Origin of the sequence: Acidovorax sp. sif1233, from assembly GCF_019218755.1 — a bacterium.
GTDB lineage: Bacteria > Pseudomonadota > Gammaproteobacteria > Burkholderiales > Burkholderiaceae_C > Acidovorax.
Genome location: NZ_JAHUWZ010000007.1, coordinates 220,930 through 234,648, shown reverse-complemented (window position 1 = coordinate 234,648; position 13,719 = coordinate 220,930). Strand labels below are relative to the sequence as shown.

Genomic DNA, 13,719 nt, shown 5'->3' with positions numbered 1-13,719 from the left:
AGCTTAAAACATCGCATCGCCCACCGGGCCGCGCCCTATCACGGCTGCTGCTTGCCTTTGGCCGCAGGGCGCCCGTAGCGCGCCGTGAGCGTGGCCTTGCCCAGGCTGTGGGCGTTGATCATGTAGCCGGCCAGCGCAGCGGTGGCGTCGGCAGGCAGGTCCAGGCGCGGCACCTTGAGCGCGTGCACGGTGAAGATGTAGCGGTGCGGCACATCGCCTTCGGGCGGGCAGGCCCCGCCCCAGGCGGCCACGCCATAGTCAATGCGCACATGGCTGGCGCCTGCGGGCAGCTTGGCGCCGCCAGCAGCACCCGCGTCGGACCGCAGCTCGGTGGTGCTGGCGGGGATGTTGACCACCGACCAGTGCCACCAGCCCGAGCCGGTGGGGGCATCGGGGTCGTAGGCGGTGACGGCGAAGCTCTGGGTGCCAGCAGGCGCGCCGCTCCAGCGCAGGGCGGGTGATTGGTTGTCGCCCGCACAGCCAAAGCCCTTGAACTCGAAGCGCTGGGGCAGTGTGCTGCCTTCGGCAAAGTCGGGGCTGGTGAGCGCGAAGGCCTGGGCGTGGGCGGCTGGGGCCAAGCCGATCGTGGCGAGTGCCGCGATGGCGGTGCCAACGCGAAGGGGGCGTGAAAGTGGGTGGGTCATCCGAAAAGCTCCTTGCAGTAGCGGTGTGAAACAAGGGCTTGATGGTGCTGCGCGCCGCGCCTTCGCATTGGCCCGGTGGCGTCAATGGCTGTGCGCTGCGCGTCAGCCGCAGGAATCAGGGCCGCAGCTGCGAGGGCGGAAAGCCAAAGCGTTCGCGGAAGGCCGCGCTGAAGCGGCTGTGCGACTCGTAGCCGCAGCGCGCAGCGATCTCGGACACCTGCAGCGCGGAGCTTTGCAGCAGCACCAGCGCCGTCTCCAGCCGCACGTCGCGCAGGCACTGGCTCACGGTTTCGCCCTCTTGCGCCAGGCGGCGCTGCAGGGTGCTGGCGCTGGTGGCAAAGGCGCTGGCGATGCGCTCCACCGTCCAGTCGGCCTGCGGGCTGGGGCCCACCAGGCGGCGCACGCGTTCGGCCCAGCCCAGCTCGCCGGGCGGGGCGAAGACGATGCCCGCCTCAGCCAGCATCAGCAGCACTTCGAGCGCGCGGTGTTCGCGCAGCGCCTGCGAGCTGGCATCGCTCTCCAGCGCGGCCACGGCGCGCATGTAGCTGTCTTCAAAGGCGGCGTCGGCCGCGAGGCCCGCGTAGCCTTGCACTGGTGGAATGGCCGCGAACTGGCCGAACTGGCGGTGGAACTGCGCCACCAGCTCGGGCGCGAAACACAGCAGCCGCGCCACATAGCGGCCTTGGGGCGCCGGGTCGTTGACCACCTCCCACTGCGCGCCGCGCGGCAGCACGAACACCCGGCCGCTGGGGTAGCGGTGCCCGCCGCCGGGCGTGACCAGGTGCTTGGTGCCCGACACCACCCAGCCCACCGAATCCATGCGCACGGTGACGGTGTGGATGCGGTGGTGCACCGTGGTGGCGATCTGCAAGGACAGCGCGGGTTCGCCCATCATTCGTTCCCCTGCGGTTCAGGTTCCATCATCGACCGTGGGGGCGGAAAGGCTGGCTCCGCGCAGGTTCGGCAGGTTCAGCGGGGACGGCCTGCAAGGCAGCACACCACGCGTCAGCGCGTGCGCTCCCGCGTCACGCCCACATCGATATCGCCAAACACGGTGACGCCGCTGGCGCCCCGCGGTTGCTGCGGGCTCGCGGGGTCGCTGGAGCGCGCAGAACCTGTCGTGCTGCTGCTGCTGCAGCCGCCCAGCGCGCCAACGACCGCGAGAGCCACCAGCGCGGTGCGCCAGAAGCCCCACACAGGCGATGCTGCGGATGCTGCGCGTGGCTTCATCCTTCGCCACCCAGGTGGTTGCCCAGAATGCCCGCCAGCTCGAACATGCCCGCGCTGTCCTTGCCAAACACGACGCGCAGCTTGTCGTCGGCGACGATCGTGCGCTTGTCCTTGGGATCCTGCAGGTTGTTTGCCTTGATGTATTCCCACATTTTCTTGACGGCCTCGGGCCGGGCCACGGGCTCGGCGCCGATCACGGCGGCCAGGGCGGCGCTGGGGGCCTTGCCGGCTGCGGCCTTGCGCGGTGCCTTGGCAGCGGCGGTCTTGGTGGCCGGGGCTTTCTTGGCGGCGGCAGGCTTGGCGGACTTTTTGGCTGCAGCGCTTGTCTTTCCTGCCTTGGCAGCTACTGTTTTTGCAGCAGCCCCGGGACGCGGCGGGAACTTGCTCGGTGCGAACTCGAAGTTGACCTTGCCCGCCTCCTTGTCCCACGCCAGGTGGGCCTTGAAAGCGCGGCGCGTGCGCATGCTCACGAACTTGTCGAGCAGGTCGGTCTTGCCCGTCTCCAGCAGCTTGTGCATCTGCTCGCGCTCCACGGGCTGCTGCAGGATGATCTTGCCGCTCTTGAAAGTGCAGCTGGGCGTGGGCTGCGCGGCGGTGGGCACGGCCTTGCTGCACACGTAGTTGCTACCGTGCTCGTGCACTTCCGATCCGCAGATGGGGCAGGGGCCGAGCGCGGCGTCTTCAAACTCCACGAGCTCGCCCGATTCCTCGCCCTTCTTGTCGTCGCCAAAGTCGAATTCGAGCTTGTAGTTGTGCGCCTCGTCGTCGTACTTGATGACGATTTCGGACGTGAACGGCCAGCCGGCCTTGGACCGGAAGCCCTCCAGCGGGCCGATCTTCTTGTCGCGCAGCAGGGCGTTGGCCTCTGCCGTTTCAAAGGTGCGGCCCGCGGGCGACTTGCCAAAACTGAAGCCGCAACCTTCCGAGCCGGGCTTGCCCACGCAGGCAAAGCGGCGGTAGTTCTCTTTCACCACACCACCGCAGTTGGGGCAGGGCGATTCGAGCGTGGCGTAGTCGCCGGGGATGGTGTCGCGGTCGTATTCCTTGGCCTTCTTGACCATGCGCTCGGTCATGGCGGCGATGTCGGCCATGAAGGATTCGCGGCTGAGCTGGCCCTTTTCCATCTGCGAGAGCTTGAACTCCCATTCGCCGGTCAGGTCCGCGCGGCACAGTTCCTCGACCTCCAGCCCGCGCAGCAGCGTCATGAGCTGGAAGGCCTTGGCCGTGGGAATGATTTCGCGGCCTTCGCGCAGCATGTACTTTTCGGTCAACAGGCCTTCGATGATGGCCGCGCGCGTGGCGGGCGTGCCCAGGCCTTTTTCCTGCATGGCCTCGCGCAGTTCGTCGTCGTCGATCTGCTTGCCGGCGCTTTCCATGGCGCCCAGCAGCGTGGCTTCGGAGTAGCGGGCGGGCGGCTTGGTCTTGAGGCCCTTGGGGTCGGCTGCCAGGGTGTTGACGCTTTCGCCGGGCTTCACGGGCACGAGGTTCTGGCCCTTGTCGCCGTCCTTGCCACCTTCCACCTCATCGGCGGCTTCCTTGCCGTAGATGGCCAGCCAGCCGGGCCTGACCAGCACCTTGCCTTCGGTCTTGAAGCTGTGGGGCGCCACCGTGGAAATACGGGTGGTGACGGTGTATTCGGCGCTCGGGAAGAACACCGCCATGAAGCGGCGCACGACCAGGTCGTACAGCTTCTGCTCGGCGTCGGAGAGGCCGCTGGGGGCCTGCAGCGTGGGGATGATGGCAAAGTGATCGCTCACCTTGCTGTTGTCGAAGATGCGCTTGGACGGGCGCACGTAGTTGTTGCTCAGCGCGGTGAGCGCGTGCGGCGCCAGGTGCCGCATGCCGCTGTCGGCCAGCATCTCGAAGGTCTGCCTGGCCACGGGCAGATAGTCCTCGGGCAGCGCGCGCGAGTCGGTACGCGGGTACGTCAGGGCCTTGTGGCGCTCGTACAGGCTTTGCGCCAGCGCCAGCGTGGTCTTGGCGGAGAAACCGAACTTGCCGTTGGCCTCGCGCTGCAGGCTGGTCAGGTCGAACAGCAGGGGCGACGCCTGCGTGGTGGGCTTGCTCTCTTCGGTGACGGTGGCCTGCTGGCCGCGCACGGCGTTGGCGATGGCCGTGGCCTCGGCGGCGGACCACACGCGGTCCGCGCGCATCTCCACGTCCTCGCCCTTCTTCCACTTGGGGTCGAACCACTTGGCGGGGTACTCGCCGGCCTGCGCGCCGAAGGTGGCGTGGATTTCCCAGTAGTCGCGGCTCACGAACTTGCGGATCTTTTCCTCGCGCTCCACCACCAGCGACAGCGTGGGCGTCTGCACCCGGCCCACGGTGGTCAGGAAGAACCCGCCGTCGCGCGAGTTGAACGCCGTCATGGCGCGGGTGCCGTTGATGCCCACCAGCCAGTCGGCCTCGCTGCGGCTGCGGGCGGCGCTGGCCAGGCCCGCCATCTGCTGCTCGGTGCGCAGTGCGTCGAAGCCGTCGCGGATGGCCTGGGGCGTCATGGACTGCAGCCACAGGCGCTTGACGGGCTTGCCCAGGGGCTTGGCGCCGCCGGCGTACTGCTCGATCAGGCGGAAGATCAGCTCGCCCTCGCGGCCCGCGTCACAGGCGTTGATGAGTTGCGTCACGTCCTTGCGCTTGGCCTGCTTGACCACCGCGTTCAGGCGCGTCTTGGTCTTGTCCACGGGCTTGAGGTCGAAGTACGGCGGGATCACGGGCAGGTGGGCAAAGCTCCACTTGCCGCGCTTCACGTCGAATTCCTCGGGCGCCTGAATCTCCACGAGGTGGCCCACGGCGCTGGTGACCACGTAGCGGTCGTTCTCGAAGTGGTCGTCGTGCTTGTCGAACTTGCCCGCCACGGGGGTGAGCGCGCGCACGATGTCCTGCGCCACGGAGGGTTTCTCTGCAATTACCAGGGTCTTGGTCATTTGGGGCTCTTGCCTGTCATCGTCGTCGTTCGTTCTGAGCGCCCGGTTCCGGCCCGGTCGCTCCTACAATTCGGGTTTCGCGCGCATACACGCGCACGCACACATGTGTGCACTATCAAGTTAACAGAGTTTTTGCCATGCCCCGCTTTGCCTCGCCCGCCGCCCCCACCGCCGCACCGGGACGCCGCATCCAGACCCGGCGCTCGGGCGTCCATGGCAACGGCGTGTTCGCCGCCCAGGACATCGCCGAGGGCGAGGTGCTGGTGGAGTACACCGGCGAGGTCATCACCTGGCAGGAGGCGCAGGACCGCCACCCGCACGACCCCCTGCAGCCCAACCACACGTTCTACTTCCACGTGGATGAAGACCGCGTGATCGACGCAAAGTTCGGCGGCAATTCCTCGCGCTGGATCAACCACAGCTGCAACCCCAACTGCTACGCCGACGAACGGGACGGCCGCATTTTCATCACGGCGCTGCGCAATATCAAGGCGGGCGAAGAGCTGAACTACGACTACGGGCTGATCATCGAAGAGCGCTACACGCCCAAGCTGAAGGCGGAATACCCCTGCTGGTGCGGCAGCGACAACTGCCGCGGCACGCTGCTCGCGCCCAAGCGCGGCTGGGCGCCGCCGGTGCCGCGCAGCCCCGCCAAGGCGGCCACGAAGCCCGCCCTGCCCGCCAAACCGACCAAAACCGCCAAGGCCACCCAGCCAGTCCCAGGGAACCTCCAGCCCGGCGCCCGGAAAGGCCGCCGCCAGTGACCGCCGCCCCCATCCGCTGGCCCGCCGAGGCCGTGTGGGAGGCGGTGTCACCGCTGTTACCCGGTTTTACCGTCGAGGTGCTGCCCAGCATCGACTCGACCAACACCGAACTCATGCGCCGCGCCCGCGCCGGCCAGTGCGAGCCCACGCTGCTCGTGGCCGAGCAGCAGACCGCCGGTCGGGGCCGCATGGGGCGGGCGTGGCAGAGCGATGTGGGGTCTTCGCTGATGATGTCCCTGGGCCTGCCGCTCGCGCCGCGCGACTGGTCGGGGCTGTCGCTCGCCGTGGGCGTGAGCGTGGCCGAGAGCCTGCAGCCCGTGCTGCCGCCGCTGGGTGCGGGCCAGGCCGCCCGCGTGGGCCTGAAATGGCCCAACGACCTCTGGCTGGGCGGCGCGGGTGGCGACCGCAAGCTGGGCGGCATCCTGGTCGAGACGGCCAGTTTCGTAGCGCTCCAGGGGGCCGCGCCGTCCCCGCAGGGGCCAGCCGGCACGGCGCGCTACGTGGTCGTGGGCATCGGCATCAACGTGCTGCCGCGTGGCAGCGAAGGCATGAGCATGCCGCCGGGCAGCCTGCAGGACGTGGAGCCCGGCCTGGACGCACCCGCCGCCCTGCTGCGCATCGTGCCGCCGCTGATCGGCATGCTGCGCTCGTTCGAAGGCTACGGCTTTGGCCCCATGCAGCCACGTTTCGCGGCCCGCGACGTGCTGCAGGGCCGTGCCGTGGCCCTGAGCGACGGCACCGCGGGCACGGCCCACGGCGTGGGCGACGACGGCGCGCTCCTGGTGCACACGGCCGGCGGCATGCAGGCGATCACCAGTTCCGAGATCAGCGTGCGGCCCAGCGCCGTGCAAGAGCTGGGGAGCCCCCCCTGAGCCGCGCCGCGCCTCTCCATCGGGGCGGAGGCTGCCCGTCGTGGCCTGGCGACGCCTGTTCCATGGCGGCCCTGGCCCTGGGCGGGCCCGCCACGCGGGCGGGGACGAGGGCGCGCAACCCCATGGACAACCGGCGGGAAAACAAGGAGAGGCCCCCATGCTGCGACTTGCCGTGATCGCTCTGCTGCTGGCCAACGCGGGCTACTACGCGTGGTCGCAGGGGCTGCTTCGGGACTGGGGCTTCGCCCCCGAGGAGCAGGCCGAGCCCCAGCGCATGGACCAGCAGATACGGCCCGAGACGCTGCAGATCCTGCGGGTGAACTCCGGCAAGGCTCCCGCCGCCGCGTCGCCCGCCGCCCCCAGCGCAGCGGCTGCGGCTTCCGCCGAGACCCCCACCCCGCCCGACACCGGCGAATGCCTTCAGGCGGGCGTGTTCGACGAACGCCAGGCCGACGCCCTGCGCGCCGCCGCCGCCAACCTGCCCCAGGGCAGCTGGCTGCTCGAGCCCACGCCCGTGCCGGGCCGCTGGATGGTCTACATGGGCCGCTTCGAGGACCTGGAAACGCTGGACAGGAAACGGGCCGAACTGCGTGCCCGCAAGGTCGACCACGACCGCGCGGGCGGCACCCTGGAATTCGGCCTTTCGCTGGGCCGCTTCGCCTCGAAGGAGGCCGCCGAGCGCGAGCTGGCCACCCTGGGCGGCAAGGGCGTGCGCACGGCCCGCGTGGTGCAGGAGCGGCCGGACACGGCAGGTTTCACGCTGCGACTGCCCGCCGTGACCGAATCGCTGCGCCCCCAGCTGGACGCCCTGCGCACGGCGATGGCCGGCAAGACGATGCGCGCCTGCGGCTGAACCGTGGTGGCCGCGCTGGCGGTAGCGCCCGGCGTTCCGCGCCCATCCTTCGATTCCGCCCCTCCTTTCGCGAGCCCCGCGCCATGACCGAAGAACTCTCCGCCATCCACTGCAACCGCCACGGCGAAGCCACCGCCACCTACGTCTGCGGGCACCTGTGCCGCCAGCCGGCGCAGCGCTGGTTCTGCGACATGCCGGCGCCGGACTGCCCCTTTCCCGACGCCTGGTGCGCCAGTTGCCAGGCAGCCCTGGAGCGGGAGGGCGGCGAGTGGAACGAGCGCAACGAGGACTGCCTGGACCTGCAGATCATCTGCCACCACTGCTACCAGGACTCCATGGCGCAGAGTGTCGGCGCCATGGCGGATGCGCCGCACGACGCCTGGGTGGACGCGGTCACCGAAAGCCACCAGGCCCTGGTGGGCAAGCAGGATGCCCTGGAGACGGACCACGGCATCTCGCGCTTCGAGCGCTGGGACTATGACCAGGTGCAGGGCACGCTCACCTTCTCGCACGCCGGCGTGCCGCGGCTGGTGGCGGACATTGAATTCATCGGATCGATTTCCCGGACCAGCGGCACCTGGCTGTGGGCCTGGGCCAATTTCCACAACGATCCCCAGGTGGTGGCCCGCATTCCCGCGGTGTGGGAGTGGGGCGACGAGCGCGGCTTTGCGCCCCTGACGGTGCCGCGCTGGGAAGCGGACGAGACCGACGGCTGGGAACTCGCGGGCGTGGCGGCGCAGGTGCTGGGCGCGCTGGGGGTGTACCGCGCGCCCACCCAGAATGGCTTTCTCTTCATGGCGCTGATGTCCCTTCGCGCGCTGCGTCCGCCGCATGCGCCTGCGGCATAGCCGTCACGCTGCGTCCTTGCCGAGCGTGATGCGCGCAAACCGGCTGACGCGCCGCATCTTCTCGACCTCCTTGCGGATCTGCGCGGCAAACTCGTCCGGCAGGCTGCCCGAGGCAAACAGCCCCTGCTCTCCCAGGCGCGCCAGCACCGCGGGCTCGCGCAACACCGTGGCCACCGCGTCGCGCAGCCGCCGCGCCGTGGCGGCCGGCGTGTGCGCAGGGGCCACCAGGCCGAACCAGGACGGGTCGTTGTTCGAGAACAGGCTGAGCTCGGCGTAGGTGGGCACCTCGGGCAGCAGGGCCAGGCGCCGGCTCCACGACACGGCCAGGGCCCGCAAACGGCCGGCCTGGATGTGCGGCAGCGACGACGCCACCTGGTCGAAGTACACCGGCACCCGGCCCGCCAGCACCTCGGCCAGTGCTGCCGTGGCGCCCGCCTGGGGCAGGTGGTCCATGCGCACATTGGCACTGCTCTTGAGCAGCTCGCCCCACATGTGGCCGATGGTGCCGTTGCCCGGCGAGGCATAGGCCAGCTGGCCCGGCCGCGCCTTCAGGTGCTGCATGAACTGCGCGAAATCGCGCACCGGCAGGCCGGGGTGCACCACCAGCACGCCCGGGGCCTTGACGATCTCGGTGACGGGGGTGAAGCCGTCCAGCGCGTTGTAGGTCAGGTGTTTGTAGACGGCTGGGTTCACGCCATGGGTGGACAGCGTGGCCACGCCCAGCGTGGCGCCGTCGGGCGCGGCGGCAGCGACCTCGGCCATGCAGGTGGCACCGGCCGCGCCGGGGCGGTTCTCCACGGCCACGGGTGCACCCAGCAACAGCGACAGCGGGCCGGCGAGGGCGCGCGCCGTGATGTCGGTGGCGCCGCCCGCGGCAAAGGGCACCAGCAGCCGCAGGGGCCGTGCGCTGCCCGTGGACACAGGGGCGGATTGCGCCTGGGCAGCACCTCCCAGGCAGGCAGCGGCGGTGGAGATCAGCAGCTTGCGCCGTTTCATCGTCGTCATCGTGGTCCTCTCCTCGCCTCGCGGCATGTGCGGCCCATTCTGGAGAGGCATGGCCGGGCTGGCTAACAACGTTTGGAACTCATCCCATTCCGGCGCGGAATGTGCCGCAGCGCGAAAGGCCGTGCGGCGGGGTGCACCCGGCCTGGCTCAGGACCCCGCCACCACATCCCGCGCCGCGAACCGCACGCTGAAACGCGCGCCGGGCGGGTGGTGGCCAGGGCGCGCGTCTTCCAGCGTGACCTCGGCCCCGTGCTTGCGTGCGATCTCCAGCACGATGGGCAGGCCCAGGCCCGAGCCGTCGGCCTCGCTGCCCAGCGCCCGGTAAAAGGGCTGGAACACCAGCTCGCGCTCGGCCTCGGGCACGCCGGGGCCGGAGTCTTCCACCTGCAGCAGCAGCACGTGGCCGAAGGTATCGGCCAGCACGTGGGCCGTGACCACGCCGGGCTTGGCGGGGGTGGAAGGCGTGTAGTTGATGGCGTTGTCGAGCAGGTTGCGCACCAGTTCCTTGAGCAGCGTGGGGTTGCCGTCCAGCAGCACGCCGGGTGAGCCGGGCTCGGCGCCGTCGTAGCCCAGGTCGATGTGTTTTTCGAGCGCGCGCGGCACCGAGTCGCGCACCACCTCGATCACGAGGCGCGCCAGGTCGCAGGGCTGGCGCGCGATGCCCACGCCGCTGCCTTCCGCGCGCGCCAATGCGAGCAGCTGGTTCACGGTGTGCGTGGCGCGGATGCTGGAGCGGCCGATCTGCTGCAGCGAGCGCTTGAGCTCTTCGGTGCTGGTGCCTTCGCGCTGGGCCAGGTCGGCCTGCATGCGCAGGCCCGCCAGCGGGGTCTTGAGCTGGTGCGCCGCGTCGGCCAGGAAACGCTTTTGCGTGGCCAGCGAGTCGTTCAGGCGCGTGAGCAGGTCGTTCACCGACGAGACCAGCGGCGCGACCTCGAGCGGCACGGTGCGGTCGTCCAGCGGCGAGAGGTCGTCGGGGTTGCGCGCGCGGATGCGCTGCTCCAGCTGGTTCAGCGGCTGGATGCCGCGCGCGAGCGCCAGCCACACCAGCAGCACCGCCAGCGGCAGGATGACGAACTGCGGCAGCATCACGCCCTTGATGATCTCGGTGGCCAGCACGCTGCGCTTTTCGCGCGTCTCGGCCACCTGCACCAGCGCCACGGGCGTGCCCTCCAGCGGCAGGCGCACCCAGATGTAGGCCACGCGGATCTCGATGCCGCGCATCTCGGCGTCGCGCAGGCGCACCTCGCCGGACAGGGGCACTTCGTCGCTGGCGGGCTCGGGCAGTTCCCGTTCGCCGGAGAGGAATTCGCCCCCCGGGCCGATGACTTGGTAGTAGACGATGTCGGAGTCGTCCGCGCGCAGGATTTCGCTGGCCGGCTGGGGCAGGTTGAACTGCACCTTGCCGCCCACCACGGACACGAGCTGGGCCAGCGCATGGGCGTTGTACTCCAGCGCCCGGTCGAACGGCTTGTTGGCCAGACCCTGGGCCACGAGCCAGGTGAGCGCCAGGCTCACGGGCCACAGCAGCAGCAGCGGCGTGAGCATCCAGTCAAGGATCTCGCCGAAGAGGGAGCGCTGCTCTCGCTGGAAGATTTTCAAGGTTTCAAGCCCTTTGAGCCACTGGCGCCCGTCTAGAAAGCGCAAGTAGCTATCATTTCAGGAGCTACCCTGGAATCTTTTCGAGGCAATAGCCCAGGCCGCGCACGGTGGCGATGCGGATGGGCCCGCCCTCGATCTTCTTGCGCAGGCGGTGGATGTAGACCTCGATGGCGTTGTTGCTCACCTCCTCGCCCCATTCGCACAGGCGCTCCACCAGCTGCTCCTTGCTCACCAGGCGGCCCGCGCGCTGCAGCAGCACTTCCAGCAGGCCCAGTTCGCGGGCGGACAGCTCGATCATCTTGCCGTCGATGGTGGCCACGCGGCCGGCCTGGTCGTACACGAGCGGGCCGTGCTTGATGGCGCTGCTGGTGCCGCCCATGCCCCTGCGCGTGAGGGCCCGCACGCGCGCCTCCAGCTCCTGCAGGCTGAAAGGCTTGGCCATGTAGTCGTCGGCACCGAAGTCCAGGCCCTTGACGCGCTCTTCCACGCTGTCGGCCGCGGTGAGGATGAGCACGGGCAGCGCCGAGCCCCGGCTGCGCAGCTTCTTGAGCACCTCCAGCCCGTGCATCCGGGGCAGGCCCAGGTCCAGGATCAGCAGGTCGAACTCGTTGTTGGTCAGCAGGGCCGCGTCGGCCTCGCTGCCGCTGGCCACGTGGTCCACGACGGCGCCCGACGCCCGCAGCGTGCGCAGCAGGCCATCGGCCAGCACCTGGTCGTCTTCGGCAATGAGGATGCGCATGCGGTGTCTCCTTGAGGGTTGGCTACGGTCTGGCGCCGCGCCTGCCCTCGATTCTAGGATGGCCCCGCCCTTGCGCGCCGCGTCAGCGCGGATCGTGTGCGAGCAGCAGGCGCACCAGTTTCTGCAGGTCTGCCTGCAGCCGGGCCATGCCCTCGGGGTGCTGGGCGAGCGTGCCCTCGTCCATGTAGAGCTTGCGGTTGATCTCGACCTGGATGCTGTGGCGGTGCTGCGCGGGGTTGCCGTAGCGGCGCACCAACTCCACGCCCTTGTAGGGGTGGTTGTATTCCACGCTGTAGCCACAGCCGCGCAGGTGCTCGCACACCAGCGCCGACAGCGCCGGGCTGGCGGTGGTGCCGTCGCGGTCGCCCACCACGAAGTCCGCGTGCTCCAGCCCCGGGAACTCGGTGGCGAAGCGCCCTGCCACGGCGGGCATGGAGTGGCAGTTGATGTGGATGCTGTAGCCGTGGCGCGCATGGGCGGCGTCGATGGCCTGGGCCACGGCCGCATGGTAGGGGCGCCAGCAGCGGTCGATGCGCGCGCGCACCTCGGCCACGGTGAGCTGGCGGCTGTAGATGGGCTCGCCCTCGTCGGTGAACTTCCAGATCAGGCCCTTGCCCAGGCGCACCTTGCTGAGCACCTGGGGGTCGGTGGAGATGGGGCCGGTCCACTCGCCGTCGAGCAGGGAGGTGTCGAGCTCGGTCGTGTCGCGGTTGGCGTCGAGGTAGATGCGGGGGAAGTGGGCTTCGACCCAGGCTACGCCCAGCGCGGGGGCAAAGGCGTAGATCTTCTCGACGTGCGTGTCCTCGGCGCGGCGCAGCGTGGGCAGGTCGCAGGCCGAGCCGAAGTCGGCGGGGTATTGTGTGCCGCTGTGCGGCGAATCGAGCACCAGCGCCGTGGTGCCGGGCAGGTAGGTGAAGGCCGCAGGCGCCAGCGGGGTGCCGGGGGAACCGGTGGCACCGGGCTGGGCCTGCTGGAATCGTCGGTTGATCAGTTTCAAAGCGGCATGCATAGGCAGAGTGTGCGCAAAGTGGGGCGGCCGGCCTAGCCGCCCGGGCCGGTTGGAGACCATGGTTATCCCTGAGATGGACTCCTCCAGCTGTGGCCGCCGGGCCCAGGGGCCCGGTATCGAAGAAAATGAGGCTCCCCCTGGCCGCCGGCCCGCCACCGCCCGTGGGGTGGATCGCGCGAGGCGGCTCAGCGGGGGCCCATGTCAATCCAGCGCCACCTTCGCAAAGGCCGCCACCCGTTTCATCTTGTCGATCTCGCGGGCGATCTGCGCCGTGAAGTCCCGGGACGTGGTGCCCGACGGGTACAGCCCCTGTCCCGCGAGGCGCTCGCGCACGGCGGGCTCCTTGAGCGCCTGGGCCACGGCCTGCTGGATGCGGTCCACCGCGGCCGCGGGCGTGCCCGCGGGAGCCACCAGGCCGAACCAGGACGGGTCGTTGTTGTTGGCGAAACCCAGCTGTGCGTAGGTGGGGACGTCGGGCAGCACGTCAAGCCGCTCGGGCCAGGACACCGCCAGCGCCCTGAGCTTGCCGGACTTGATGTGCGGCAGCGAGGAAGCCACCTGGTCGAAATACACCGCCACCTGGCCGGCCAGCACGTCGTTGACGGCCGGGCCCGCACCGCGGTAGGGAATGTGCACCATGGCCGTGCCGGTGCTGCTCTTGAACAGCTCGCCCCACATGTGGCCGATGGTGCCGTTGCCGGGCGTGGCATACGAAACCTTGCCGGGATGGGCCTTCAGGTACTTCACGAGGTCGGCAAAGTCCTTGACGGGCAGCACGGCCGGGTTCACCACCACGACGCCGGGGGCCTTCACCATCTCGGTCACGCCCACGAAGTCCTTGATGGGGTCGTAGGGCAGCTTGCTGTAGACGGCGGGGTTCACGCCGTGCGTGGACAGCGTGGCCACGCCCAGCGTGAGGCCGTCGGCCGGAGCGCGCGCGGCTTCGGCCATGCCGATGGAGCCCCCCGCGCCGCCGCGGTTTTCCAGCACCACAGGCTGCTTGAGGATGCGGGCCAGCGACTCCTGCAGGCTGCGCACGGTCATGTCCGTGGCGCCTCCGGGCGGAAAGGGCACGATGATGCGCAGGGGCTTGCCTTCTTGCGCCAGAGTTATTCCAGGAACGAAAGATACTGTGGCCAGGGCTGAGAGCAGATGACGGCGTTGCATGGGACATTTCTCCTATGGGGTAGGTTGAGATTAATGGAATCCACGAGCCCTACCAAGCAATGGAT

Annotated in this window: 13 protein-coding genes; 4 read left to right on the top strand and 9 right to left on the bottom strand. The window is 69.6% G+C overall.

Translation table 11 applies throughout. The annotated features are described in order from the left end of the window. Window positions 1-38: 38 nt before the first annotated feature. From KW843_RS21555 to KW843_RS21540, 4 genes are all read right to left on the bottom strand, one after another. Window positions 39-644 (bottom strand): YbhB/YbcL family Raf kinase inhibitor-like protein, encoded by a 606-nt coding sequence (locus KW843_RS21555; protein WP_255594855.1) that lies wholly within the window; start codon window positions 642-644, stop codon window positions 39-41. 115 nt (window positions 645-759) lie between these two features. Then, on the bottom strand, window positions 760-1,539 hold the full coding sequence (locus KW843_RS21550) for a helix-turn-helix transcriptional regulator (protein WP_218297188.1): 780 nt from the start codon (window positions 1,537-1,539) through the stop codon (window positions 760-762). A gap of 110 nt (window positions 1,540-1,649) precedes the next feature. Then, a complete protein-coding gene (locus tag KW843_RS21545; protein WP_218297187.1) occupies window positions 1,650-1,874 on the bottom strand; it encodes a hypothetical protein in 225 nt (74 codons plus the stop codon). Continuing rightward, entirely contained in the window at window positions 1,871-4,798 is a 2,928-nt protein-coding gene (locus KW843_RS21540) for a DNA topoisomerase III (RefSeq protein ID WP_218297186.1), read from the bottom strand. The genes KW843_RS21545 and KW843_RS21540 overlap by 4 nt, the downstream gene beginning before the upstream one ends. 137 nt (window positions 4,799-4,935) lie before the next feature. On the opposite strand from KW843_RS21540, the gene KW843_RS21535 reads away from it, so the two are divergent. The 4 genes from KW843_RS21535 (at window position 4,936) to KW843_RS21520 (ending at window position 8,135) form a co-directional block, all read left to right on the top strand. Continuing rightward, a complete protein-coding gene (locus KW843_RS21535; protein WP_218297185.1) occupies window positions 4,936-5,562 on the top strand; it encodes an SET domain-containing protein in 627 nt (208 codons plus the stop codon). Further along, window positions 5,559-6,434 carry a biotin--[acetyl-CoA-carboxylase] ligase gene (locus tag KW843_RS21530; protein WP_218297184.1) on the top strand — a complete coding sequence of 292 codons (876 nt, stop codon included), beginning with the start codon at window positions 5,559-5,561 and terminating at the stop codon, window positions 6,432-6,434. The genes KW843_RS21535 and KW843_RS21530 overlap by 4 nt, the downstream gene beginning before the upstream one ends. 157 nt (window positions 6,435-6,591) lie before the next feature. Next, entirely contained in the window at window positions 6,592-7,287 is a 696-nt protein-coding gene (locus tag KW843_RS21525) for an SPOR domain-containing protein (RefSeq protein WP_218297183.1), read from the top strand. Window positions 7,288-7,370: 83 nt separating this feature from the next. Further along, window positions 7,371-8,135, top strand: coding sequence for a DUF6882 domain-containing protein (locus tag KW843_RS21520; RefSeq protein ID WP_218297182.1), 765 nt, complete (start codon window positions 7,371-7,373; stop codon window positions 8,133-8,135). Window positions 8,136-8,138: 3 nt separating this feature from the next. On the opposite strand, the gene KW843_RS21515 is transcribed toward KW843_RS21520, so the two are convergent. From KW843_RS21515 to KW843_RS21495, 5 genes are all read right to left on the bottom strand, one after another. Then, entirely contained in the window at window positions 8,139-9,131 is a 993-nt protein-coding gene (locus KW843_RS21515) for a tripartite tricarboxylate transporter substrate-binding protein (RefSeq protein WP_218297227.1), read from the bottom strand. Window positions 9,132-9,287: 156 nt separating this feature from the next. Then, on the bottom strand, window positions 9,288-10,739 hold the full coding sequence (locus KW843_RS21510) for a sensor histidine kinase (RefSeq protein ID WP_218297181.1): 1,452 nt from the start codon (window positions 10,737-10,739) through the stop codon (window positions 9,288-9,290). A 64-nt stretch (window positions 10,740-10,803) separates the two neighbouring features. Then, on the bottom strand, window positions 10,804-11,478 hold the full coding sequence (locus KW843_RS21505) for a response regulator transcription factor (RefSeq protein WP_218297180.1): 675 nt from the start codon (window positions 11,476-11,478) through the stop codon (window positions 10,804-10,806). An 82-nt stretch (window positions 11,479-11,560) separates the two neighbouring features. Continuing rightward, entirely contained in the window at window positions 11,561-12,487 is a 927-nt protein-coding gene (locus KW843_RS21500) for an N-formylglutamate amidohydrolase (RefSeq protein WP_218297179.1), read from the bottom strand. Between the two features lie 201 nt (window positions 12,488-12,688). Then, window positions 12,689-13,654 (bottom strand): tripartite tricarboxylate transporter substrate binding protein BugE, encoded by a 966-nt coding sequence (locus tag KW843_RS21495; RefSeq protein WP_218297178.1) that lies wholly within the window; start codon window positions 13,652-13,654, stop codon window positions 12,689-12,691. Between the last annotated feature and the right edge of the window lie 65 nt (window positions 13,655-13,719).